The 24,288-nt window shown below is 41.7% G+C and carries 23 protein-coding genes and 1 other RNA gene; 12 read left to right on the top strand and 12 right to left on the bottom strand.

Translation table 11 applies throughout. From position 1 onward, the window contains the following. Window positions 1–7 precede the first annotated feature (7 nt). From DVW06_RS05795 to DVW06_RS05760, 8 genes are all read right to left on the bottom strand, one after another. Complete coding sequence (locus DVW06_RS05795) at window positions 8–1,552, bottom strand: ABC transporter permease (RefSeq protein ID WP_005472842.1); 1,545 nt, start codon at window positions 1,550–1,552, stop codon at window positions 8–10. Window positions 1,553–1,906: 354 nt separating this feature from the next. After that, window positions 1,907–2,353: a D-aminoacyl-tRNA deacylase gene (gene dtd / locus DVW06_RS05790; protein ID WP_003128467.1), complete on the bottom strand. Its 447-nt coding sequence runs from the start codon at window positions 2,351–2,353 to the stop codon at window positions 1,907–1,909. A 10-nt stretch (window positions 2,354–2,363) separates the two neighbouring features. Continuing rightward, window positions 2,364–4,574 (bottom strand): RelA/SpoT family protein, encoded by a 2,211-nt coding sequence (locus DVW06_RS05785; protein ID WP_003128466.1) that lies wholly within the window; start codon window positions 4,572–4,574, stop codon window positions 2,364–2,366. A gap of 208 nt (window positions 4,575–4,782) precedes the next feature. After that, window positions 4,783–5,442, bottom strand: a complete 660-nt coding sequence (locus DVW06_RS05780; RefSeq protein ID WP_005472845.1) for a hypothetical protein — start codon at window positions 5,440–5,442, stop codon at window positions 4,783–4,785. Window positions 5,443–5,446: 4 nt separating this feature from the next. Continuing rightward, entirely contained in the window at window positions 5,447–6,202 is a 756-nt protein-coding gene (locus tag DVW06_RS05775; protein ID WP_005472847.1) for a 16S rRNA (uracil(1498)-N(3))-methyltransferase, read from the bottom strand. Window positions 6,203–6,212: 10 nt separating this feature from the next. Continuing rightward, window positions 6,213–7,154 carry a 50S ribosomal protein L11 methyltransferase gene (prmA, locus tag DVW06_RS05770; protein ID WP_003128462.1) on the bottom strand — a complete coding sequence of 314 codons (942 nt, stop codon included), beginning with the start codon at window positions 7,152–7,154 and terminating at the stop codon, window positions 6,213–6,215. A gap of 11 nt (window positions 7,155–7,165) precedes the next feature. Next, complete coding sequence (locus DVW06_RS05765; protein ID WP_003128461.1) at window positions 7,166–7,654, bottom strand: DUF3013 family protein; 489 nt, start codon at window positions 7,652–7,654, stop codon at window positions 7,166–7,168. A 17-nt stretch (window positions 7,655–7,671) separates the two neighbouring features. Further along, entirely contained in the window at window positions 7,672–8,292 is a 621-nt protein-coding gene (locus DVW06_RS05760; protein ID WP_005472850.1) for a DNA-3-methyladenine glycosylase, read from the bottom strand. Window positions 8,293–8,468: 176 nt separating this feature from the next. On the opposite strand from DVW06_RS05760, the gene DVW06_RS05755 reads away from it, so the two are divergent. The 4 genes from DVW06_RS05755 to DVW06_RS05740 all read left to right on the top strand — a co-directional run bounded on the left by DVW06_RS05755 (window position 8,469) and on the right by DVW06_RS05740 (window position 10,987). Continuing rightward, a complete protein-coding gene (locus tag DVW06_RS05755) occupies window positions 8,469–9,746 on the top strand; it encodes a replication-associated recombination protein A (RefSeq protein ID WP_005472852.1) in 1,278 nt (425 codons plus the stop codon). A gap of 97 nt (window positions 9,747–9,843) precedes the next feature. Then, a non-coding RNA gene (gene ssrS / locus DVW06_RS05750) (6S RNA) lies at window positions 9,844–10,038 on the top strand. Between the two features lie 118 nt (window positions 10,039–10,156). Further along, a complete protein-coding gene (locus DVW06_RS05745) occupies window positions 10,157–10,441 on the top strand; it encodes a hypothetical protein (RefSeq protein WP_005472853.1) in 285 nt (94 codons plus the stop codon). Between the two features lie 63 nt (window positions 10,442–10,504). Next, window positions 10,505–10,987, top strand: coding sequence for a universal stress protein (locus DVW06_RS05740; protein WP_003128457.1), 483 nt, complete (start codon window positions 10,505–10,507; stop codon window positions 10,985–10,987). Window positions 10,988–11,361: 374 nt separating this feature from the next. Here the strand turns inward: DVW06_RS05740 and DVW06_RS05735 are convergent, their stop codons facing one another. Further along, window positions 11,362–12,942: a hypothetical protein gene (locus tag DVW06_RS05735; RefSeq protein ID WP_003128454.1), complete on the bottom strand. Its 1,581-nt coding sequence runs from the start codon at window positions 12,940–12,942 to the stop codon at window positions 11,362–11,364. Then, entirely contained in the window at window positions 12,939–13,700 is a 762-nt protein-coding gene (locus tag DVW06_RS05730; RefSeq protein WP_005472856.1) for an ABC transporter ATP-binding protein, read from the bottom strand. The genes DVW06_RS05735 and DVW06_RS05730 overlap by 4 nt, the downstream gene beginning before the upstream one ends. A 271-nt stretch (window positions 13,701–13,971) precedes the next feature. Between DVW06_RS05730 and DVW06_RS05725 the strand changes: the two genes are divergently transcribed. From DVW06_RS05725 to abc-f, 3 genes are all read left to right on the top strand, one after another. Further along, window positions 13,972–15,978, top strand: coding sequence for a KUP/HAK/KT family potassium transporter (locus DVW06_RS05725; protein ID WP_005472860.1), 2,007 nt, complete (start codon window positions 13,972–13,974; stop codon window positions 15,976–15,978). 59 nt (window positions 15,979–16,037) lie between these two features. Then, window positions 16,038–16,166 carry a hypothetical protein gene (locus DVW06_RS17645; protein ID WP_005472862.1) on the top strand — a complete coding sequence of 43 codons (129 nt, stop codon included), beginning with the start codon at window positions 16,038–16,040 and terminating at the stop codon, window positions 16,164–16,166. Between the two features lie 104 nt (window positions 16,167–16,270). Next, window positions 16,271–17,854, top strand: coding sequence for a ribosomal protection-like ABC-F family protein (abc-f, locus tag DVW06_RS05720; protein WP_137264499.1), 1,584 nt, complete (start codon window positions 16,271–16,273; stop codon window positions 17,852–17,854). A 172-nt stretch (window positions 17,855–18,026) separates the two neighbouring features. Here the strand turns inward: abc-f and DVW06_RS05715 are convergent, their stop codons facing one another. Both DVW06_RS05715 and DVW06_RS05710 read right to left on the bottom strand, forming a co-directional pair. After that, on the bottom strand, window positions 18,027–18,884 hold the full coding sequence (locus tag DVW06_RS05715) for an SPL family radical SAM protein (RefSeq protein ID WP_137264498.1): 858 nt from the start codon (window positions 18,882–18,884) through the stop codon (window positions 18,027–18,029). A gap of 99 nt (window positions 18,885–18,983) precedes the next feature. Beyond that, a complete protein-coding gene (locus DVW06_RS05710; protein WP_003128449.1) occupies window positions 18,984–20,444 on the bottom strand; it encodes a peptide MFS transporter in 1,461 nt (486 codons plus the stop codon). A 991-nt stretch (window positions 20,445–21,435) separates the two neighbouring features. Between DVW06_RS05710 and DVW06_RS05705 the strand changes: the two genes are divergently transcribed. The 5 genes from DVW06_RS05705 to DVW06_RS05685 are packed head-to-tail and all read left to right on the top strand — an operon-like array spanning window position 21,436 to window position 24,145. Further along, complete coding sequence (locus tag DVW06_RS05705) at window positions 21,436–21,777, top strand: PadR family transcriptional regulator (RefSeq protein WP_005472869.1); 342 nt, start codon at window positions 21,436–21,438, stop codon at window positions 21,775–21,777. Between the two features lie 9 nt (window positions 21,778–21,786). Next, entirely contained in the window at window positions 21,787–22,689 is a 903-nt protein-coding gene (locus tag DVW06_RS05700) for an ABC transporter ATP-binding protein (protein ID WP_137264497.1), read from the top strand. A 3-nt stretch (window positions 22,690–22,692) separates the two neighbouring features. After that, window positions 22,693–23,472, top strand: a complete 780-nt coding sequence (locus DVW06_RS05695) for an ABC transporter permease (protein ID WP_137264496.1) — start codon at window positions 22,693–22,695, stop codon at window positions 23,470–23,472. 10 nt (window positions 23,473–23,482) lie between these two features. Further along, window positions 23,483–23,824: a DUF1048 domain-containing protein gene (locus tag DVW06_RS05690; protein WP_003128445.1), complete on the top strand. Its 342-nt coding sequence runs from the start codon at window positions 23,483–23,485 to the stop codon at window positions 23,822–23,824. 9 nt (window positions 23,825–23,833) lie between these two features. After that, on the top strand, window positions 23,834–24,145 hold the full coding sequence (locus tag DVW06_RS05685) for a DUF1048 domain-containing protein (protein ID WP_005472877.1): 312 nt from the start codon (window positions 23,834–23,836) through the stop codon (window positions 24,143–24,145). Window positions 24,146–24,288 lie beyond the last annotated feature (143 nt).

Genomic DNA, 24,288 nt, shown 5'->3' with positions numbered 1-24,288 from the left:
CTTCCCCCTACATCATGATTTTCTTTGGATTCAGCCGTAGAATATACAACAACGGCAAGATTGCAGACAATAAGACTGTACCTAATCCCAATAAAAGATAGGTGATGACATACCCCATAGAAAAAGTGACTTTATAAGCACTTTGGACATCCGCATAGCTGAGAGTATTTGTCATCATTGTGCTTGAAATGGAATAGGTATCCGTTTGGGACAGATTCGTCATCCAGTCACTTTGCATCAATGTTTGAGAAACCGCACTTCCTAATAGATTTCCCGTCACCAATGAGCAGATTAGAGCGACTAAGCTGACGAGCACCACTTCAATAACGATTTGCCCAATCACTTTCCCACGGCCTTCTCCTAAAGATAGATAGATCCCTAATTCCTGCTTGCGGTCTCGCAAAAACAATAGAACGACTAATGAAATGATAAAGACCGTAGCAATAGCAGCAACAATCACGATATAGCGGGAAATCGTTCCCAGACGATTCATTCCTCCGGCAATCTGATCGTATTGATCTGTGGAAGCTACCACATGATAGTAATCTGGTAATAATGGATTGGCTTCTTGTTTGAATGCTTCAACATCGTCGGTAGAGTTCAAAACATACATCGCTTGATAATACTCTTCCGGTTCGGCCTCCGTATCTTCGGCCATTACCGTATCTCCCCACAATTTTTCGTTTTGGAATTTACTAAAATCTTTCACCAACTGATTGGCAGCATAAATCGTATTGATCTGTTCAACAGCTTGCCAGATTTGATTGGATTTTTCTTCTTGCGAAGGATTACTATTGGCCGATTCCTTTTTAACTACACTAAAAATCCCTGCAATTTTGACAGGATAATCAGCTGTGACAACTTTTGTTTGGATTTCTGCACTTTCACTCTCTGCATCTTCATCATCTGAAGTAGCCGTACTATCATCACTGTCACCCATCGGATCTTGAGGGACTTCACTATACATATCCCAAACAAATTGATCGCCAACCGACAAATTATTTTTTTCAGCGACTTCTTTACTAATCAAAATCGAGTTAGTGGTTTCTGACAAGTCTTTTTCACTAAACACTTCTCCATCGATCAGCTTGATGTTGCCTTCTTCCATATCTAATGGCTGTGGTCGATTGCCGCCCTTTAAATTAAAATAATTGCCGCCCGCCATGCCAAAAGATTCATCTTCTGGTGTATAGGCTTTGAATTTCTTGGTCTCTAACCAACCCATCATGGTATAGTCGTAATATTTGACGTAATCTAATTCTCCCACTTTGTCATAGTCCGCCGTTTTTGGCGTTTTCGGACTATTTTCTTCAGAATAAACTTCCTCATCTGATTTTCCTGAATTGTCTTTCTCAAACTGCTCATAATCAAACTCGACTGTAGCAACGTTGCCCATTTTCTTTTTCGTTTCCCGTTCCACATTCATAGTAGACTGCTGCACAGCTACCGCACCTGCGATCACGTTACCTAAAATAAAGATGACTAAAAATAAAATAAACGACTTCCCTTTCCTGCGAGTAACACTTTTTAATGCACGCTGCCAAAAATTCATTGTCATTTCCTCCAGTGACATTATTTTTTAACTATTATTTCACATTTGCGCTTTAAGGACAATCTAATTTATTGAAAGTTTTTTAGGGATGGATAAAAATAAATAACTTTTTTGTAACTGCTACCATTACGAAAAGGAATAGATTCAGCTCTTAAATAACTATTTCTGATCAGAAAGAACTATCTTACAGTTTTGTAAGATAGTCCAAAGACAAAAGGGTTGGTACCAGAAGTGCTACAAGATGGACTTATTTCCACTAAAAAAAGACTACCAACTTGCATGTTGGCAGTCCTCTTTAAACTATTTGCTTTGGTTCTTTTGGCATGTTGGATAGGCAGTCGTTGTGAACGCAGCCTATTTTTCCTTCGTATCGATCAGGATCGTTACAGGACCGTCATTGATTAATGACACTTGCATGTCTGCGCCAAAGCGACCCGTAGCCACTTCGATACCTGCAGCGTGCAGACCCGCATTGAAAGCTTCGTACAATGGTGTAGCCACTTCAGGTCTGGCAGCTTGAATAAAGCTTGGACGGTTTCCTTTTTTGGTCTCGCCATACAATGTGAATTGCGAGATACTCAAAATAGCACCTTCGATTGCTTCAATCGATTGATTCATTTTTCCCGCTTCATCTTCAAACACCCGCAAATTTTTGATTTTTCGAACCAAGTAATCCACATCTTCTTGGCTATCTTCATGAGTGATTCCCAAGAGAACTAAAAAACCTTTTTGGATTGCTCCTACAGTAGTTCCATCGATTGCAACACTGGCTTCACTTACACGTTGAATGACTGCTCGCATGTCTCGCGTCTCACCCCTTTGTTCTTCTGACACTATATACTTCTGGGATTTGTTTGATTTTGTCCACAATTGACTTAAGATGTGTTAGGTTCTGAATTGAGACCGTGATTCTAATGGTGGCCATCTTGTCTTTGTTGGTTTTCGCTTCCACACTGACCAATCGTTTAGTAACAGCGTTGACTGTTTGCAAGACATCATTCAACAATCCGGAACGATCATAACCATAGATTTCCAGATCTGCATCGTATTCTTTGCCGCTGTTAGAAGTATCTTCCCACTCGACATCGATTAGACGATTGACGATCTCTTTGCTTTGGACATTCGGACAGTCACTGCGATGGATCGAGATGCCGCGGCCCTTCGTGATATACCCGACAATGGCATCACCAGGAACTGGATTACAGCAACGAGAGATTCGGATCAGTAAGTTGTCCACGCCTTCGATCACGATCCCGCCTTCATGGCGGACTTTCATTTTCTCTGGTTCTTTCTTCGCTGGCTGATTGATCATGTCTTGTACTTGTTGTTTTTGTTTTTCGATCTGCTTCTCACGGCGTTCTTCTTCCGTCAAACGATTGGCCAGTGTAGTTGGACTCACTTCGCCAAAACCGACAGAAGCAAATAAATCATCTTCTGTTTGATAATTAAATCGTTCGCAGGCTTCTGCCATCTTGCTTTTTGTTAAAAATTCTTTTGGTACAAAGCCCATGTCTTGCAATGTTTTGACCACTGCTTCGTGCCCTTTGATGATGTTTTCGTCACGATCTTGGGCCTTGAAAAAACGTTTGATCTTGTTTTTAGCTTTGCTGGTAGCTACAAGCTTGATCCAGTCGCGGCTTGGTCCGAATGAATTTGGTGATGTCAAAATTTCAATGATATCGCCATTTTTCAATTTGTAATCCAACTGGACCATCTTGCCATTCACTTTTGCACCAGTGGTTTTGTTCCCGATATCGGTATGAATACTGTAGGCAAAATCCAGCGGACTTGAACCTTGAGGCAATTCTGTGACATCGCCTTTCGGTGTGAATACATATACTTTGTCACTGAAAATGTCCCCTTTGACACCTTCCATAAATTCAGAAGCATCGTAGCTTTCATCCTGGAGTTCCAAAATTTCGCGGAACCAACCGACTTGCTGGGTCATTTTGTCTGCTTTGACTTTCTCGGTTCTACCCTCTTTATATGCCCAGTGAGCAGCAACCCCGAATTCAGCAATCTCATGCATCTCATGGGTACGAATCTGGATTTCTACTGGATTGCCTTTGGGACCGATCACTGTCGTATGTAGTGACTGATACATATTTGCTTTAGGCATCGCAATGTAATCTTTAAATCGACCTGGCATTGGTTTCCATTTTGTGTGGATCGTTCCTAAAACAGCATAACAATCTTTGATTGAATCAACGATTACCCGAATAGCCAAAAGATCATAGATTTCATTGAATTGTTTCTTCTGGTCTTTCATTTTGCGGTAAATGGAGTAGATATGTTTCGGACGACCATAGATCTCAGCAAAAATATCTAGTTCTTCAGTTGCAAGTCGAATCTGTTCAACGGTTTCCGACACATAAGCTTCCCGTTCTTCCCGCTTGGTTTGCATCAAGTGAACGATCCGATAATATTGTTGTGGATTCAAATAACGTAGTGAAATATCTTCTAGCTCCCACTTGATACGGCTGATCCCTAAACGATGCGCCAATGGTGCATAAATCTCCATCGTTTCTTGGGCGATTCGCCGTTGTTTGTCTTCCCGCAGGTGTTTCAATGTACGCATATTATGTAAGCGGTCCGCTAATTTGACCATGATCACGCGCAAATCTTGAGCCATCGCGATCAGCATTTTGCGATGATTCTCTGCTAGCTGTTCTTCATGGGATTTGTATTTGATTTTCCCTAATTTTGTCACACCATCGACCAGCATCGCTACATCTGCACCAAAGACTTCTTTTAGATCTGCTAGGGTCACTTCCGTATCTTCTACCACATCATGTAAAAAACCAGTGGCGACTGTATGAGGATCCATTTGTAGTTCCGCTAAAATCCCTGCTACTTGAATAGGATGGATGATGTAAGGCTCGCCGGACTTGCGAAACTGATCTTTGTGGGCTTCTGTCGCATAATCTAAAGCTTTCTGTACAAATGCAACATGTTCTTCACTCATATAATGGGCCACGAGCTTGATCACACCAGGTCCGGATAATATCACTTCTTTTGCCATGAAACGCGCCTCCTTTTTTCCTATTTTCAAAAAGCAAGACAGAAGCCGCTTCTAAAGAATTCTGCTATCCCCAACTCTCTGAATAGCAGAACTCTTGAAGCAATGCGCTTCTGCCTGGCCATCTTCTTTTATGATTAGTGTCATTATACAAATTTTTCTTGTTTTTTTCAATTCTCTCTATTCTGGTCAAGCGAGACAAAATACCGGTTTATTCATTCAACAGTAACGCTGACTCTGTAAAGGGCACGCCGATTTTTGCCGCCCCTGCCTGTAAAAGTTCTGCAAGTGATTTCTGATCCGTAACAGACGCTGCCGTGTTGACTTGGATCGTCAGTTGCGGTCCTCCATCTAAAGCAAAAATCGAGACATCATGCAACGCATCTGAAACAGTTAACTGCTGACCAAGAGTAATACTAGGCCAGTCCCATGCTTTCAAACGCTGTGCTACTTGGATCTTTGTCAACTCATTCATAAGTGAAGTATTGACAGCCCAGCGGATCTCACCACCAGACAAAGCCAGTGACCGGCTTGTCTCCATTAACTCCGCCAGATCAGCCGTCCGCTCTTTTTCCACCAACAAAGCCGCTGGTAGCCAGACTTCTAAAAAATCAGCGCCATCCATAAAGGAATGACCGATCTCAAAAGCTTTCTTAGCGATTGTTCCTTGTGCCAAGGGAAAATCAACTGCACAGCCGACTTGGATCTCGGAGCCTTCAGTTAACTGCTTCGCTCTGCGCAAATCACTAGGCAACACGATGACTTCTTGGACACCAAGTGTGTTAAATTCAGTAAACGTATCTTTTAACAACCAATCCGTCAGTCCAGCTTGTAAAAATCGAAAACTAAGCTTGTCTTTGAATTGCGTCACTTGATCACTTCCTTACTAATTCAGTTAGTACGCTGACAGCACTCAAAAAATAAAATGGGGCGGTTTCGGTTCGCAAAATACGTGGCCCTAACCCACAGATCACAGCACCTTGAGATTCAGCACGAGTGATTTCAGCAGGTGTCAGCCCACCTTCGGGTCCGAAAATTGCTAAGATTTTGCTGCCGGGCGCTGCTTTGGACAAAATATCGATCAGTTTGGCATTCTCGCCGCTTTTAGCAGATTCCTCATAAGCAACGATCACATAGTCATAGTTTGAAAGACTATCCCACAACTCTTTGTCCGAAGCAGCCAGTTGGATGATCGGTGCTCGTTGCCGCTGCGCTTGTTCAGCAGCCTCTTGGGCAATTTTTTGCAGCCGCTGCTGTTTCTTTTGGAGTTTCTTATGGTCCCACTTAACTACCGAGGATTGGGCGGGAAAACCGATAAATTTAGCGGCACCCAATTCTGTCCCTTTTTGGACGATCAATTCCAATTTATCTCCTTTAGGATACCCGCTGGCGATCGTAACATGAATCGGTAATTCTTTGTCTTGCTGTTCCTTTTCTACTTCAATCAAATGAACCGCTTGTTCATCGATCTGCTGGATTTTCGCGAGGATCGCTACTTGGTCTTGAAAGACCAAGTAGACACAGTCATCCGGAACCATCCGCATCACACGTACCATGTGATGAAACGGTTCTCCCTCTACTACATAAACAGGCTTCGCCTCATAATCCTCATTCAAAAAATATCGCTGCATATGACATTCCCTACTCTGGTTTTTTTAGTGCAATCGCATACCAATCTTTTTGATTCAAGATTTGGTCAACAACAAATCCTTGCTCTGTCATGGCATCGATCACAAGTTGTTTTTTCGCTTCGATGATTCCAGAAACAATTAATGTTCCGGTAGGCTTCAGCAACCGCCAAGCATCTGGGATCATCAGTAAGATGATATCAGCTAAAATATTCGCTACAATAATGTCTGCTTCGATTTCAATACCTGTTAAAAGGTCATTGGCAGCAACATTCACTGCTTCGGCAACTGGGTTTAGTGCCATATTTTCTTTTGCCGCCCGAACAGCCACCTCGTCAAGGTCATAGGCATATACTTGATTGGCCCCTAAGTGGCGGCTGGCAATACTTAAAACCCCTGATCCGGTTCCAACATCCAGGACCGTTTCCTCGCCTCGTAAATACATTTCTAACGCCTGTAACGTCAAGCGCGTCGTCGGATGGGTACCAGTTCCGAAAGCCATTCCTGGATCTAGCGTAATGATTTTCTCGGCAGGGTCCGTCGTTTCATATTGTTCCCAGCTGGGAACAATCGTCAAATAGCGAGTGATCCGTACTGGATGATAATATTTCTTCCAAGCAGTCGCCCACTCTTCCTCTACTACTTCGCTGGAGGTAATCTCATTTTTGCCAATTGCTAACCCATATTCCGGTAAACGAGCGATCGCCGCCTCAATAAATGGCAAAATTTCAGGTAAAAAGATAGTCTCGGGGAAATAAGCCGTTACCTGGGCGCCTTCATCCAGCGTTGTATAGGTTTCTTTGTCTAACACTTCACCATAGGCATCGCTTTTAAAGTTTTCAATGTCAAGAACATCTTCGATTGCTACACCACTGGCCCCTTGTTCCATCAAAATGTTGGCGACCGCTTCAACTGCTTCACTTGCAGTAGCTACTTTCACTTCATTCCATTTCATCTATCTGCTCCTTAATAACTTGGATAAGGAATATACGATTCCCCATCGCTTTCTTGGTAAGTATTCATACGGTCTAACAACTGATCTTGATCGAAAACTAGTTCGAAGACCGCTTCTTCACTCTCATCGTTTAGAAAATCTAGTAAATCACTTTCTCCCTCCGTCAGAATCTCTTTGATGTAATCAACCAAAGCATCCAGCAACGCTTTTTGGATTCCTTTTTTGCCTGCGTAGGGAATGACTGCCAAAAAGTCCTCTTCTGCAAAGGAAGACTTTTGGGGATCAAACAATAAAATACCGTCTTCAAATTCGATGATCTCTTCTTCAGAGGCTACTCCTTGGGCATCATCTACCTGCAAATGATTCGGGTTCTCTGCAAATAAGCGTAAAACAAGTTCGATGGTATGGTTTCTTGCATCCCAATCAAGGGCAACATCGTACTCAGGGATTTTTTTTGTTAATTGTCTGTCCAAATAAGTCAGCATTGTTTCTTTAGCCATTATACGTTCCTTCTTTCCTATTGCCAGCCGTGATCTGGCTGGACAGCAGATTTTCTGCTGTTGGTAATATATGGATTACCTGCTACGACAAACCGCAGCGGCTTATGGGTCCACTCCCCTTTATTCGGGATACCGATTCTGGGAACAGCGAGTATTTCTTTCGGTGTTCGCCGTTTCTCGTTGACAAGATGCAGTGGACTTGTAAAAATTGAATGGCCATAATAATCAGGCGTAATTCCCAAAGCTTTCACGAGCTTTCCAGGTCCGTTCGAGAGATCAGGACCGGATTTACTGCGATTTATCTCCATTTGTGCGATTCCTTCGACGGGCTCCACGCCGCGGATCATGATCCCTTGGGGAATGCCTTCAGGCTGTGTGATAAAATTCAAAATCAAATGAGTATGCATCGTATATAAATAAATCGTTCCCGGCTTTTCATACATTGCTCGAACTCGTGGCGTGTTACGCATCCCGAAACTATGAGCAGCCAGATCTTCTGGTCCTAAATAAGCTTCACAGTCGACGATATAACCGCCTAATTTCCCACTGGGCGTCTCATGTTCCAGATACATCCCTAATAATTGCCGGGCAATCGCTGTTGTTGATTGTTGTGCAAATAATTGTTCAATTTCATTCATTTTCTTCACCTTCTTTATTTTACACAATTCTCAAGGAACTTACTATTGATTACGACCATCTTATCAATTGTTTGACCTTTCTATCGCCACTGACTAGTTTCAATAGCAAAATACCCGCTTCCTTATGGGAATATACGTTCTTATGATATACTAAAGAAAAAAGAAAGGAGCTTATTATGCAGCAACCACTTGCGTACCGCATGCGTCCCCGCAACCTTGATGAAGTCGTAGGTCAACAGCATTTAGTTGGACCCGGAAAGATCATTCGCCGGATGGTTGAGGCCAAGATGCTCTCTTCCATGATCCTGTATGGTCCACCAGGGACCGGAAAAACAAGTATCGCTAGTGCAATCGCCGGTTCGACACGTTACGCATTCCGCATGCTGAATGCTGCGACTGATACGAAAAAAGACCTTCAAATCGTCGCCGAAGAAGCCAAAATGAGCGGCACAGTCATTTTACTTTTGGATGAAGTCCATCGTCTGGATAAAACAAAGCAAGATTTCTTACTGCCTCATTTAGAAAGCGGAAAAATCATTATGATCGGGGCCACAACTGAAAATCCTTATATCACTATCAACCCAGCCATCCGTAGTCGTACACAGATTTTTGAAGTAAAACCATTGCAAGAATCAGATATTTTAGCCGCCATTGATGCGGCTTTAGCTGATAAAGAACGTGGCTTGGGAACAGAATCGATCCAGTTGACAGAAGAAGCTCGTCTCCATCTTTCACGAGCGACCAATGGGGATCTCCGCAGTGCACTCAATGGATTAGAACTCGCTGCTCGCTCCACGCCGCCAAGTTCTGATGGGAAAATCCATTTGACTTTGCCAATTATTGAAGAGTGTGTTCAGCGCAAAGCATTGACCCATGACAAAGATGGCGATGCCCATTATGATGTCATCTCTGCTTTTCAAAAATCGATCCGCGGCAGTGATGTTGATGCGGCACTCCATTACCTGGGTCGTCTGGTAGAAGCAGGAGACTTGGCAATCATCTGCCGGCGTTTGATGGTGATCGGTTATGAAGATATCGGGTTGGCCAATCCAGCGGCAGCTGCTCGAACAGTCAATGCTGTCTTAGCAGCGGAACGATTAGGCTTACCTGAGGCGAGGATCCCTTTAGCAGATACTGTGGTCGACCTTTGTCTATCCCCTAAGTCCAACTCGGCTTATATGGCACTAGACGCTGCCATCGCAGATATTCGTGCAGGCAATGCCGGGGATGTCCCTGATCATCTAAGAGACAGTCATTACAAAGGAGCTGAAGCCTTGAACCGAGGCGTCGGTTATCAATACCCGCACAACTTTGATGATGCGTGGGTCGATCAGCAATACTTACCCGATAAAATCAAGCAAGCTCACTATTATCAGCCAAAGGCTACCGGAAAATACGAGCAAGCTCTAGGTCAAAGATATCAACAATTGCAGCAACGAAAAAAACAGACCTAACCCTCAGCAGCCGCTTCATGGAAGCGAAAAAGGTTTTTGTCACCGTTTTCAATCTTCTTTATTGCTACTTTTGTTGTCCTATGCTACTATGAAGGTGGGAATTCTGTGATGTACGAGTTGTCCCATCTGTGTGTTGACCGAACATTTTTATTGATATATTGGGATCCGTCTTGTGTCAAAGCTGGTAACATGCCTTTTCATTTGGTAGTTCGATGCTTAGACCGTGGAACCCACCTGCTAGAATTTGCGGGATCAATACTACGGGAAAAAGAACGGCATCTACGGATATTACCCATTCTTTATTGAATGTGCCATCTGTTTTAGACAGGTGGCTTTTTTGTGCTTTTTGCTATTCCTTTAGCACTTCGCTATACTAAAACTATCTTATAAGAGAAGGACGGATTTCACGGATGATTTTTCTATTATTTTTGATTGCTGCTGTTTTGTTGTTTGGCGTCTGCTACTTACTGTTAACAAAACATGCCATTTTCTTTTCCCTTATTCCTGAAAATACTAAAAATCAAACTTTTTTGACCATTTATGGCTATCTTCATGGTGTTTTAGGTATTCTTGCAATCATCGTGGCTTTTTTAGACAAAAAATTGATTGCCCTCGTTTATTTAGCAGTGTTAATGATTACTTCTGCCTCATTCAGTTTGCTGTTTGCCCGTAAGATGAAAAAAATAGATAATTAGGTTTTTCTTTTTAGTCAAAAAGTTTTACAATAAAGATGAAGTTATCTGAGAGGAGTGTTTCATATGTTACAACAATATCAACGAATCATGGTTGCAGTCGATGGCTCAAGTGAGTCAGAATTAGCTTTTAAAAAAGCGGTCAATGTGGCCCAACGGAACAATTCTGAACTGGTACTAGCCCATGTAATCGATACCCGTGCCTTTCAAACTGTTTCTTCCTTTGATGGCATGTTGGCTGAGCAAGCGACTGAAATGGCTAAGCAAACATTGAAAGATTATGAAGACTATGCCCGTAAGAACCAAGTAACTGCAGTAAAGACTGTCATCGAATACGGTTCGCCAAAACCAATCATTGCGAAACAATTACCAGAAGATAATCAAATCGATTTAATCATGATCGGCGCTACTGGTCTCAATGCCGTCGAACGAATTTTTATTGGTTCAGTCTCTGAGTATGTAATCCGTCATGCCTCTTGTGACGTATTGGTCGTACGGACAGACCTTGACAATCATCTGCCAACAACCAACGAAAAAGAGGAAGCATAATCTCTGAATGAACCAACACATACTCAAATCAAAAACAAAAACACTCTGACAAAAAGGTTCTTGTCAGAGTGTTTTTTTCTATTTTTCACGATTTGTTAGTTTTAGCCATTAAAAAAACTGCGCCATCCGTCTCAGCTCAAAATGACCCAGCTGTCTTTCTTGAAGCGGACAACTTCTGGTTCCTTCTAATCAGTATGACGTTTGGCACAGTCTCTTGCAACAAGCCTGTGGAGCAAGCTTGCCAGCAAAAAATGAAAGCAAAGTAATAGGTTATTTATTATCTAATCATGTTTCTGAATACTTGTAAAGTCTTTTTTCTGAATTTTCTGATTAAATCTATTTCTTTTTCTATGCGCTATTGATGACGACTAGACTCAGTGAATCAACTGCCAAAATTTTCTTTGATAGTAGTTGTGCCATAGCACGCTACCAATTAACAGAACTAGCAAGACTGGACCATTCAAGAGCCAAAATGGAATCATCGTTGCTGCAAAACCGTAACCGACGAGTAACAGAATACTAAGGAGAAGTGCCACCATCATACCGACGATCATTCCCACACTTCCGGCACCCCGGGTAAACAATTGACTGACATTGGTCCAATCAAGCAAAAGCAAGCGATAATCACGGGCAAAATATTTTAAGCATAGCAAGTAACAACCAAGTAACGTACCTAGAAAGAAAGTCGTTGCCAATAGGATCGGCATCTTAAAGAGCAAAATCGCCAATAAGGCAATCCCGCCAGTCAAAACCATTTGAAGCATTAGGCCAAATCGGAATTTTGCTTGTAAATATTTTTTCATAGACAACGGCAATGAACGAACAAACAGAAAATTTTGCTGATCCAATGAAATCAAGGTACTGATAAAAGAGGTTGGATTGACCATCATCACAGCTAATGCGATACCTGCCAAAAAGAACACTCCACAAAAACGAGCATCCATTTGTCCTAGATCAAACGTACCGCTCAATGCAAATGTCACAATAAAAATGATCGGTGTCATCAGTGAAGTGGACAATACTTGCATAATCAAGTTGGGATCACGAACCAGCTGGGAATTATAACTGAATAACATCTGCGACAATCCTTGCCCGGATTTCTGCTTCCGTCGCACGCTTCCATGGTCGGGCACAGCCATCGCCACCTGATCATAAAACTTCGGTAAAATAAAGAACCGAATCGCTCCTAGCAGCAACAAACAAACCACTAGAACAATAGCAAAGCTCCCGATTCCTGCAACTGCAAAGGGACTGTGCATGATATAGAAAAATGGCAGTAAAAAGGCAATGGCCCCGCGATCCATGATCTGTGTATCGTAGGAACTGGTTTGATTCATCATCAAGATCCCTACCACTACTACGATCATAGAAATTCCCAACAACAAGCTGGTCATCATTTTTTTATGTTCACGAAACAATTTTGTTCGAGCTAATCCAAAAACGATCAAACTACAAATACTAAAAACAATCACGAGAAATAATAAAAAGAGCACAATCGCTAACAAAAGCGTGAGCAGAATAAAGACCTGTGAACGCATTCCTGTTAAAAGAAATAAGACAAATAACGGAAAAACAAATGGTGCCACTGTTAAAAAGACAACAAGAATCTTGGCGGTGAAAATTTCTGCTTGCCGGAAAGGCAATGGCAAATATGCAGGCAAGTCTTGACTCTCAAAGAAGACATTAAAAATGGACGAGATTCCTTGAGAAAATCCTAGAACGCCAAAAAGAGCAACATAATAAGTGAAAAAACCTGGCAAACGGCTGAAATCCAGTGCGATCATTGTTAGACCGTAAATCACTAAAAAAACGAAACCTGATAATACATATTGTTGGATCAAATAACGAGTCAATTGTGTCCCGCTTTTTCCTTTTTTACGGGCTTTATCTGTGACTTGCGGATTGGCGTACCGAAGATTGACGCTTGTCAACGTCAATAACTGTCGCTTGTTCATCTGAACTCGCCTCCATTTTCTATCAACGATGGCTCTTCCGCGCCTCTACCTGTCATTTTTAAATAGATCGCTTCCAAAGAAAGATCTGGATTTTGTGCAAGCAATTCATCGACAGAACCGTTATAAAGCAATTCGCCTTTTTTCAAAATAGCTAACTGATCACAAAGCTGTTGGGCAGTATCCAAGACATGCGTCGAGAAAATAACCGTTTTTCCTTTCGCAGCATGTGCTTTCATCATTTCTTTTAGATCAAACGCTGCCTGCGGGTCTAATCCCTGCAAAGGCTCATCTAAGATCCAAATATCCGGATCCGGCAGTAATGCTCCAATTAGAATGGTTTTTTGCCGCATACCATGGGAAAAACTGGCTAGCGTTTCTTCTGCATGCGTCGTCATATCAAATAACTGTCCCAGTTCATTTAAGCGTACCTTTTTTTGGGTTTCCGGTACTTCATAAGCAGCTGCGATCAAATCCCAATATTCTCCGGCGGTCAACTGCAAAAACATGTCCGGTGAATCCGGGACATAAGCAATCTGTTTTTTTATTTCTTCTCGGTATTGGGCTAATGCTTTGCCATCAAAAACGATTTCGCCACTCGTCGGCTGTAAAATACTAACTAGACTCTTGATGGTCGTTGATTTTCCCGCACCATTATGTCCTAAAAAACCAAAGATCTCACCTTGCTGAATCGTCAAAGAAAGGTCCTTCAATGCTTTTTTTGTTCCGTACGTTTTACTTACATGTTTCAATTCAATCATTTACTATCCCCCTTAGAAATAAGACTTAACGTAATTTTACGTGAATAAACATAAAATTTAAAATGTTTATTTACATTTTAAATGAAAAAAGTTGACAGGAATCAGCAAAACAAAGATAATTATAGCAATTTAGGGGAGTAGCACATGGGTTTTTCCATGATCATAGATCAACAGCAAGCGGGAATCCGCTGGTCTATGATGTTTCTTGCAAGACCTAAGTGGCAAAGGGCCTCTTGGGTCTTTTTTGCAGTTCAATTTGGAGGGAAAATCTATGAGTAAAATGAAAAAATTAACCGCGGGAGGCCTTTTGGTCGCCATGGGTGTGGTCTATGGAGATATCGGGACCAGCCCACTCTATGTGATGAAAGCAATCGTTGAAGACAACGGCGGGTTGAAAACACTCTCCCCGGACTTTGTATTGGGAAGTGTCTCCCTCGTTTTTTGGACTCTGACTCTGCTTACCACGATTAAGTACGTCTTAATCGCTTTGAACGCGGATAATCACGGTGAGGGCGGAATTTTTTCCTTATACACACTTGTTCGTAAGCAAAGCCGCTACTTGATCATTCCGGCAATCATTGGTGGCGCTGCGTTATTGGCAGATGGTGTACTAACTCCTGCCGTCACTGTCACGACAGCCATTGAAGGGTTGCGGGGCATTCCGATGTTTTATGATCATTTTGGGAATGATCAATCCATTATTGTTTGGATTACATTAACGATCCTTTTCGTTCTTTTTAGCCTGCAACGCTTTGGGACAGAATTCGTTGGGAAAGCATTTGGACCGATCATGCTTGGTTGGTTTACTTTTTTGGGGATCGTCGGTTTGATCAACTTTTCCGGTGATCTGTCTGTCATTCGTGCGTTGGATCCTCGTTATGCCATCGGGCTGCTGTTTAGCCCTGATAACACCTCAGGTCTGTTCATTCTCGGGAATATCTTTCTGGCAACCACTGGTGCTGAAGCACTATATTCCGATTTAGGACATGTGGGCAAAAAGAATATTTATGCCAGCTGGCCTTACATCAAAATCTGTTTGATGCTTAATTACTTAGGTCAAGCTGCTTGGTTATTAAAGGTTTATCAAGATCCTGCCTATCAACAGATTGAAAACCTAAACCCTTTTTTCCAGGCTTTGCCTCAAGGTTGGACCGTTTTTGGCGTCGGCTTTTCTGCGTTGGCTGCAATCATTGCCTCCCAAGCTTTACTTTCCGGATCTTTCACGTTAGTTTCGGAAGCAATCAAGTTGCGTTTGTTGCCGCGGATGCAGATCATGTATCCTGGTTCTTCCATCGGACAAATGTATATCCCCGCGCTTAACCTGATGCTGTGGATCGCTTGTTCCGGTGTCGTTCTCTTATTCCGGACATCCACGCGAATGGAGGCCGCTTATGGTTTAGCGATTACAGTAACTATGCTGATGACCACAGTCTTGTTATATTTCTTTTTGCGTCAATTCAAAAAAGCGCGATTTATCGCTCCATTTATTACCTTATTTTTTGCAGCTATCGAAGGCATCTTCTTCATCTCGAGTGCCGCAAAATTTTTCCACGGTGGGTTCGTTGCGGTTTTGATGGCCGCTTTGATTATCGCCATCATGCTCATTTGGGAATGGGGCAACCACATTCAAGAACAAGCTGCCGAAGAAGTTGACTTGACCGAATACATTCCCCAACTACAGGAATTGCGGAATGATGAGACATTGCCATTTTCTCAGACCAATGTCGTCTTTTTAGTTCCTAAACTGCAAGGAAATACGATTGGCCGTCAGTTTATTTATTCGATCCTTGATAAACGGCCGAAACGCGCCAAAGTTTATTGGTTTGTGAATGTGGAAGTCACAGATGAACCTTATACAAAACAGTACGAAGTCTCGATGGCTGAGACAGATTTCATCGTAAAATTGAAACTCTACTTAGGTTTTCGGGTTTCTCAAGAAGTCAATGTCTACATCCGACAAATTATTCAAGAATTGATGAAGGATGGTCGCTTACCAAAACAGCCGCAAAAATACTCATTGACCCCGGGACGTCAAGTTGGCGACTTCCAGTTTGTTCTGATCGAAGAAGAGTTGTCGAATGTCACCTCATTAACCCGATGGGAGCGGCAAGTAATGTTAACCAAACTCTTTATCAAACGGCATACTATTTCTCCGGAACGTTGGTTTGGACTCACTTACAGTGACGTGGTCCATGAGACCGTTCCATTAGTGATTGGGCAACCGAAGGCAAGTAACCTTTCTGAAATTGTTCCAGTCAAGAAAAAACTAACTGACTAATTGCAAAGTAAGGTCACTTGCGGTACACTATTGGCAAATAAGCAAAAGGAGGAAACACCATGATGCGCATGACTAAAATAACATGTAACGTCAATTATCAGCGTTACCATATCGCATTTAGCCATGCAATTGGTTTTACAAAAACCGTTTTAGGGACGAGTCTGTCTAAAACAGTTGAATATTCGTAAAATCAATGGCCATCTCAAGGTGTTTATCTCGAACAACATCAGATAAAAATAACGCAGGCCATGGATTTCCATGGCTTTTTTGAGTGGTCTCAAGGAGTGAGATCATGCTAATTCAAGCAAATAAAATCAGTAAAAATTTTGGCGGTACCCCGCTATTTGAACAATTAACTTTCCAAATTGATCCCGGTGAAAAGATTGGTTTAATCGGCATCAATGGCTCTGGTAAGACAACATTATTAGATTTATTACTCGGGACCGAGAAAAATGATACTGGAACGATCAGCCGACGTAAAAGTCTTTCTATTGGTCATTTGGCACAAGAATTTTCGCCCTCTTCAGAAACGGTGCTGACGTATTTACAAACCTCTTCCCCCCGACTGCAAGAGATAAGTCGCAAGATGCGACGTTGTGAACAACAGATGAGCGATCCTGACGCTGACTTATCGAAATTATTGGACCGCTATGGACAATTACAGCTACAATTTGAAGAACTCGGTGGCTATCTGTTAGAAGACCGGATTCTTGCTAGTTTAAGAGGATTGGGAATAGCGCAGTTGCAAGAAACTTCTTTGCAGACGTTAAGTGGTGGGGAGCGAGTCAAAGTAGAACTAGCAAGATTGCTGTTGACAGAGCATGACTTGCTTTTACTGGATGAGCCCACGAATCATCTTGATTTAGCTAGTCTTCATTGGCTGGAAAACTATCTTATCAATACGAAAAAAGCGTATATCGTCATCTCTCATGACCGCGCTTTTCTGGACAAAGTGACGACTAGGATCTGTGAGATCGAAGATGGTCAATTGATTTCTTATCCGGGAAACTATAGCCAATATCGTTCATTGAAACAAGCTCGAATCGCAGAACTGACTAAGAACTATGAGCTGCAGCAAAAAGAATGCCAGCGGCTTAAAGCGATGATTCGCCGTTATCGCCAATGGGGGAATGAAGGGGACAATGAGGACTTTTTCCGTAAAGCCAAAGAAATTGAAAAGCGTTTAACGAAGATCACTCTCGTTAAGCCCCCGCTGCCTCCTAAAAAAAGGATACGCACAGTCAATCAAAGTGATCGAACAGGCAGAGAAGTCTTTATCGCCCGAAATATCGGTAAAGTCATGGCTGATCGGCTACTCTTTGAAGACAGTAGTTTCTCGATTTACCGTGGTGAGCGCTTAGCGATCATTGGTGAAAATGGCACCGGTAAGACGACCTTGATTCAGCTTTTGTTAGGTACTTTGGCGCTTGACGCGGGAACGATCAAATCCGGCAGTAATCTGCAGATCGGGTATCTGCCTCAAAAGCTCTCATTTTCTAATCCCGCTATGCGGGTCCTATCCTTTGCCTATCAGTTCATAGGCAATGAACAATCTGCACGACAACAACTGGCACAAATCGGTTTTTATCAGGATGATGTCTCAAAACGCATTCAGGATCTTTCTGGCGGTGAGAAGATTCGCCTTTATCTGCTGAAACTTTTTCATAAAAAAATCAACGTCCTGCTATTAGATGAGCCTACCAATCATTTGGATATCTATGCTCGTGAAGAAATTGAAGAATTGATTCAGCGCTTTGGTGGTACGTTAATTGCTGTGAGCCATGACCGCTATTTTCTAAAACAAACTTTCCAAGACATGCTGTTGATCCGCGACCAGCAGGTCATGCGGCAGCCCATCGACTGGCAGGCTCTTTAAGAAGACCACGTTCGTTTTTTTCACCATAAGGAATCGCATATCAGAAAAATCAAATAAAAATAGCCGCAGGATAAGAGAACTGGCACACCTCGTGACAGGGTGACGAGGTGTTGCTCGTACACTGGAACACTCTCAGTCCTTGCGGCTATTTCATTTGTTTAAAAGACGCGAATTAAAAGAGTGTCAACTGCTGGTCTTCAAAACGATGGATATAGGCAAAGACTTCTTCTGGTCGATAAAGGATTTGATAGGTTTGGCAGAATGCACAAAAAATAGCCATTAGCTTTTGCTGATTCGGACTGTCGCAAACATACCGATCGCCAAAAGCTTGCTGATACTTTTCCTTCATACCAGGAAAATCACGGTCTAGTTGCTGATAAAAGTATGCGCGATTTTCTTCCCGCATCGTCACCCCAAATCCAAAACAGATGATGCCTTTCACTCCCGCTTGGCGACAGTAGTCCAAAACCCACAACAGATTCTCCTCGCTGTCATTGATAAAAGGAAGAATAGGTGATAACCAAACAACAGTAGGAATCCCTGCTGCTTGAAACCTCTTAAGCGCCAAAAAACGATGATAAGTGGTAGCGACTTGTCGTTCTAATTTTTTACATAGTGCTTCATCATAAGTCGTCAGAGTCATTTTAACAACTGCTTTCGTTTGCTGGTTGATTTCTATCAGCAAATCCAAATCTTCCAACACACGCGTTGATTTGGTCAAAAGCGCGACACCAAAACCGTTCTTTTTGATTACTTCCAGTGCTTGCCTCGTTTGTCTCAAACGCTGTTCTGCATGAACGTAAGGATCTGACATAGCACCGGTAACGATCATGCAAGGCTGTCGGCGCTTCTTTAATTGCTGGTCCAAAATCGTTATTGCTGCTTCTTTGATCTCGATATCTTCAAACCGATGTGCCATCTGATAGCAGCTGCTGCGACTATCACAATAAATACAGTCATGTGTACACCCTCGATAGAGATTCATTGTATTGTTTGGTGAAAGAATCGTTTTATAGCGTCGCGTGTGCATTTAACCCCTCCTACGGAACATATGTTCCCATTTATTTTCTCATAACTTGACTAAAAGTGCAAAAAAAGACTTGATCTTTTTCAAGATCAAGTCCGTTGATTAGTGAATATTCCCAATCAGCTTACGAATCGGTTTTCTTGCCATGTAAAGAATAATCCCTACGACTACTGCAACACCACCGACAATGCCATAATAAGCCCCTTCTGTTTGCGGTGTATAGAAACGAGCAATTTGAGCATTGATCGCTTGCGAAGAAGCATCTGCTAATAGCCAAATAGCAAGAGTTTGCGCTTCGAAGGCTTTTGGTGCTAATTTGGTCGTTACAGACAATCCAACTGGTGACAGACACATTTCGCCAGCAATCATGATAAAGAAACTAAAGACTAGCCACAATGGGCTTACCCGTTGATTGACTCCGAACAGCATACTTGGGAACATCAACAAGACAAAAGACAAACCTGCTAAAATCAAACCAATTGCAAATTTCACTTCCGTTCTAGGTTGTTTATTGCCAAGTTTCGTCCACAACCAAACAAATACCGGTGTCAACAGCACGACAAACAATGGATTTAGTGTTTGATAAAGACTCGCCGGAATCGTGATCCCAAACAACGTATCTTGTGTCCGATCGGCCGCAAAAAGTGCCAATATTGATGACCCTTGTTCTTCTAGGGACCAAAAAACGATTGCAGATAAGAACAAAGGAATATACGCTAAAACTTTTTTCTTTTCATCCGGTGTCACATCACGAGAACGCAACATTTTAGTAAAGTAGTAGATCGGCAAAAATATTCCTAAGATACTGATGCAATTGATAAAGAAATCAACGGTCAGATAGCCCATCGCAGCTGCACCGCCGAAAACCACTGCTACAAGCACTAGTACGATGATAACGTTACGGAAAAAGATTTTTTTCTCTTGCGCAGATAATGGATTAGTTGGTGTCGTTGCAACATCTTTCAACGTTGTCTTCCCTTGAACATAATATTGCACCAAACCAATGAACATTCCGATAGCTGCTATTGAAAAACCTAAATGGTAATTGACGTTTTGTCCTAAAATACCCACAATGATCGGTGCTAAAAGTCCACCAATATTGATCCCCATATAAAAGATTGAAAATCCTGCATCTCGGCGCACATCTTCTTTCGAATATAAGTGGCCGACCATCCCTGACACATTGGACTTCAACAAACCTGTTCCAATAACGATCAACATCATAGAAACAAATAGTGCAGCAATACCAAGAGGCGCTGCCAGAACAATATGTCCAAACATAATAAGGATCCCGCCATAAAAAACGGATTTGTTCGATCCTAATAAGCGGTCAGAGATCCATCCGCCAACGATACTAGACATATAAACGAGTGAACCGTAGATTGACATGATCGCTACAGCCGTTGATTTAGGCAGGCCTAAGCCACCATTTGTTACAGCATCATACATAAAGTAAACTAAGATGGCCCGCATGCCATAGTAGCTGAATCGTTCCCACATCTCAGTGAAAAATAGTGTCGACAACCCTCGCGGCTGTCCTAGGAAAGTCTTTTCTTTTTCCATACTTACTGGCTCCTTATAAAAAACAAATTTAGAAATTTTTCTGAAAATTCACAAATGCCAGTTTATTCCCGTTTGGCTTCCTTTACAAGGTTATTTTGCTTAGATTATGTTTTGTAAAATGGCGATATGCTGAGTCGAAAATGAGAGTTTTTTACTAGATACTAGGAAATCACTGATCTAACAACCTAAAAAATTGTACGTTAATTAAATAACATTTTTTATCGATTAAAATTATTTTTACCGTTTTTTTATTCTAGATTCAAGAATTTGTTAATAAAAATAACCTGATTCATCACATCAATGTTTATTCATACACTTATATGCTGAATCAGACGATTTTTTATTCAATGTTCTTTGTTATTTAGCAGGACACAGCCTCTCTCAACATCTGGCAGAACATTTCCACCGACTGGGCATAAAGAGCAGCAATTGTGAGCTTTCCTCTTTTAGTCTAGGCTTGCTTACTGTCTCAGTCAAATCAAGTGCATTGGGCGCCTATGTATCAGCGGCATTCCCTAACGAAACAATCCTTAGTTTCATAACAGAGCCCAATAAATCTCGATTTTTTTTGCTCCCTTCTCAATCGATGTCTAACATTTCATGTCAATGATTCACACCATGATCGGTACCGAAGTCCTATTTCTCTTTACTGAACACAATTCATCAAATCAGAGCCTATCTTGTTGAACTTGTTCTTAAGAGTGATAACAACGGCGAGCAACAGCTAATCACTGTCTTCGATGATTAGCTGCAAACTTAGATTCGAACGAAGAAGTTGCAGAGCAGCCCACAATAAAGCTCAGTTTAACAGGATCCAGTCTCCTGAGTACCATTCGCCACTAAGCGGGAAGCTTTTTTCAAGGTGTTACTTTTTTTGCATCTCTGCTTAATGATACTTAATAGTTGACAGTCCATCTACTAAGTATTATTATGTAGCAGTACTGAGTAATACTAGGTATTGAGACAAATGGTTTTTGAGAGGATGAGCGATGTGAAAGGAATGACTGAATTACTAAAAGGTGTGCTAGAAGGTGTCGTGCTTCAAGTCATCCATAACAGCAAAGAGACTTATGGCTATGAAATCACGAATACACTGATCGAATTAGGGTTTCAAGATATCGTCGAAGGCACCGTCTATACGGTCTTACTCCGTTTAGAAAAAAAAGAATTGGTAACTGTTGAAAAAAGGAAATCTGACCTTGGACCGGCAAGGAAGTTTTATCGTTTGAACGCAAATGGGGAAATTTACCTCCAAGATTTCTGGAGTAAATGGACGTTTCTTGTAGATCAGCTAGATAAAATCAAGCACGAGACACTTTTCAATCAGGAATGAGGGATAACTATGAAAGCCATCACTGTGGATCATCTTACAAAAACCTATGGTGATCTTGACGTATTAAAAGGAATTACTCTTGAAATCAAAAGAGGCGAAATCTTTACTTTACTTGGAGAAAATGGTGCTGGAAAGTCAACACTGATCAATATTCTAACTACACTCGCTAGCCCTACATCCGGCAATGCAACAATTTTAGGGTTAGACTTACGAAATGACTCCGATCAAGTGCGGGATGTCATCAGCTTGAATAGTCAATCGATCACACTAGATGATGAATTTACCGGTTTTGAAAATTTGAAATTAATTGGCACGCTGTTGGACATCCCTCATCTTCGCAGGAAAATAGATACCATATCAGAACGACTTCATTTAGCAGATTTTCTCTATAAAAAAGTCGCTACCTATTCTGGAGGAATGAAGCGACGACTAGATATTGCAGACTCTCTGCTTCCTGACAAAGAAATTTTGTTTCTTGATGAGCCAACTACTGGTGTGGATCCAAAAAACAGATTAGAGATTTGGCAACTAATCCTTCAACTTAAAGCAGAAGGAAAGACGATCTTTCTGACAACTCAATACCTTGATGAAGCAGACCGTTTAGCTGATCGAATCGCTTTTATCAACGATGGGAAGATTTCATTGATTGGCACACCACAAGAATTGAAAAAGCAAGCAAGAGATCTGCACAAAGTCATCGTTCCAAAAAAAGTGATCGATCAAGCGACTTCTCTTCTAAACGAATCTGCGATTCACTATATGGTTGAAAATGACACCATTATTCTTGCTAGAAATGATTTAAAAGAGTCGATGATGAAACTCTTGCAAAATGATATTGACATTCTAACAACTGCTCCGATTGAACTTAGTTTGGAAGAAATATTCTTGGATGCTACTGGAAAGGAGGACTAAAAAATGAAGACAATCAAGCAACTTTTCACATTAACGAACCGCATCGTTAGACAAAATTTAACAAGTGTCGATACGATCATTACAAGTATCGTTATGCCTATTTTCATCTTACTTTTTTTCGTTTATGTCATTGGTGGCAATATTTTAGTCGGGGGCACTGCAGGAGAGCCTTCAGATTATCTTAGCTACGTTATGCCAGGATTTTTGCTGATATCTATGGCAATGGGATCGGCTTACACTGCTTTGAGGATCAACAATGATAAAACAAAAGGATTCCTGACGCGATTATTATCTATGCCAATGAAACGTTGGGTGATTCTAGGATCGCACATTGTCGCCTCAACAATTTTTATGCTTATTTCTGTACTTTCTGTACTGCTGATCGGACTAGTATTGGGTTATCGACCACAAGCAACGATTGGTGACTTCCTGCTTTTCACCCTTTTGATCGTACTTTTTGCCGTTAGTCTCACTGTGCTAGCTATCCCCTTCTCGTTAACAGCAAAAGATTATGCTGGAGCAGGAGCCTTTTCGTATATTTTGATCTTCCTGCTTTTTATCAGTCCAGCCTTTGTGCCAGTCGCTGGAATGGCAAAACCTGTGCGCCTATTTGCTGAGAACCAGCCAATGACGCCCATTATCGAAACGACAAAGAATTTGCTTGCTGGTACATTCTCTTTTGGTTCCCAAAGCAGCCTCTTGACCCTTTTGTGGCTAGCCATATTACTAAGTTTTTTCTCTTTTCTGTCAATGAGACGCTACAAACAACTATTTATTAATTAGGAGGCCCACCATGAACTTTTATGACAAAATAACAGGTAACGACATGAATAAGCAACAAAAAGAATTTCAACTTCGTATTGATAAGTTACCCGCTGGCTACCAAGATGCGTGGCGCGAACACAATCAAAAGATCTGGAGCTACAGTGATTTTTCTGGAAGAAATCTGTACCCTATCTTGGAAGGGATCGTCGGTCTTTTTGAAGAAAGTGCCGCAGAAAAACTGCCGATCAATAGCGTGATCGGTGAAAATATGACTACCTTCATCTCAGAAATCGCTGAAGCAGCTGGTGCCAAAAATGAGCGAGACAAATTGCGAGAACACTTGAATCAAGTGACCAAAAAACTAAAGTGAGGGATGAAGATGGGAATAAAAGAAGCATTAGAAGGTAAAAAAGAATGGCGTGCTCTGCAAAAACGGGCAAATCAGTTGCCGAATGATTATCGAATCGTCTATAAAGAAATCCAAAAGTACTTTATGAAAGTTGATCCAGTAAATCTTGCCAGCGATTTCCAACCACTCGTTGATCTGTTGGATTTGTTTGAAGACAATGCGCAACAAGAAAAAAGTGTTCTTCAAGTAACTGGCGAAGACGTGGCCGCCTTTGCGGACGGATTGCTGGTAAACCAAGCAACCTCTGACAACGAAATGGAACCAAAGTCAAAAAAGCTATGAGAAAATGGCTAGATAAGTTTTGAGTTCCACCGTTGGATTTTCTGAAAATATAAAGAAAAATAAGAATAGCGCTAACCAAATTTGCAACTTTCAAGCATTATTCATTGGTATCCAAGGTGTACAGCTGTTCAAAACAAAAAAGT

Origin of the sequence: Enterococcus sp. ARL09-542 (assembly GCF_005234805.1) — a bacterium.
In the GTDB taxonomy this organism is placed as follows: domain Bacteria; phylum Bacillota; class Bacilli; order Lactobacillales; family Enterococcaceae; genus Enterococcus_D; species Enterococcus_D gallinarum.
Note: the sequence above shows the minus strand (reverse complement) of the source record. Positions and strands in the feature narration are given on the sequence as shown.

Coding starts and splice junctions, on each gene's coding strand:
- DVW06_RS05795 (WP_005472842.1), bottom strand. CDS start 1,552: ATGAATTTTTGGCAGCGTGCATTAAAAAGTGTTACTCGCAGGAAAGGG.
- dtd (WP_003128467.1), bottom strand. CDS start 2,353: ATGCGAGCAGTCATTCAACGTGTAAGTGAAGCCAGTGTTGCAATCGAT.
- DVW06_RS05785 (WP_003128466.1), bottom strand. CDS start 4,574: ATGGCAAAAGAAGTGATATTATCCGGACCTGGTGTGATCAAGCTCGTG.
- DVW06_RS05775 (WP_005472847.1), bottom strand. CDS start 6,202: ATGCAGCGATATTTTTTGAATGAGGATTATGAGGCGAAGCCTGTTTAT.
- prmA (WP_003128462.1), bottom strand. CDS start 7,154: ATGAAATGGAATGAAGTGAAAGTAGCTACTGCAAGTGAAGCAGTTGAA.
- DVW06_RS05765 (WP_003128461.1), bottom strand. CDS start 7,654: ATGGCTAAAGAAACAATGCTGACTTATTTGGACAGACAATTAACAAAA.
- DVW06_RS05760 (WP_005472850.1), bottom strand. CDS start 8,292: ATGAATGAAATTGAACAATTATTTGCACAACAATCAACAACAGCGATT.
- DVW06_RS05755 (WP_005472852.1), top strand. CDS start 8,469: ATGCAGCAACCACTTGCGTACCGCATGCGTCCCCGCAACCTTGATGAA.
- DVW06_RS05745 (WP_005472853.1), top strand. CDS start 10,157: ATGATTTTTCTATTATTTTTGATTGCTGCTGTTTTGTTGTTTGGCGTC.
- DVW06_RS05740 (WP_003128457.1), top strand. CDS start 10,505: ATGTTACAACAATATCAACGAATCATGGTTGCAGTCGATGGCTCAAGT.
- DVW06_RS05735 (WP_003128454.1), bottom strand. CDS start 12,942: ATGAACAAGCGACAGTTATTGACGTTGACAAGCGTCAATCTTCGGTAC.
- DVW06_RS05730 (WP_005472856.1), bottom strand. CDS start 13,700: ATGATTGAATTGAAACATGTAAGTAAAACGTACGGAACAAAAAAAGCA.
- DVW06_RS05725 (WP_005472860.1), top strand. CDS start 13,972: ATGAGTAAAATGAAAAAATTAACCGCGGGAGGCCTTTTGGTCGCCATG.
- DVW06_RS17645 (WP_005472862.1), top strand. CDS start 16,038: ATGATGCGCATGACTAAAATAACATGTAACGTCAATTATCAGCGTTAC.
- abc-f (WP_137264499.1), top strand. CDS start 16,271: ATGCTAATTCAAGCAAATAAAATCAGTAAAAATTTTGGCGGTACCCCG.
- DVW06_RS05715 (WP_137264498.1), bottom strand. CDS start 18,884: ATGCACACGCGACGCTATAAAACGATTCTTTCACCAAACAATACAATG.
- DVW06_RS05710 (WP_003128449.1), bottom strand. CDS start 20,444: ATGGAAAAAGAAAAGACTTTCCTAGGACAGCCGCGAGGGTTGTCGACA.
- DVW06_RS05700 (WP_137264497.1), top strand. CDS start 21,787: ATGAAAGCCATCACTGTGGATCATCTTACAAAAACCTATGGTGATCTT.
- DVW06_RS05695 (WP_137264496.1), top strand. CDS start 22,693: ATGAAGACAATCAAGCAACTTTTCACATTAACGAACCGCATCGTTAGA.
- DVW06_RS05690 (WP_003128445.1), top strand. CDS start 23,483: ATGAACTTTTATGACAAAATAACAGGTAACGACATGAATAAGCAACAA.
- DVW06_RS05685 (WP_005472877.1), top strand. CDS start 23,834: ATGGGAATAAAAGAAGCATTAGAAGGTAAAAAAGAATGGCGTGCTCTG.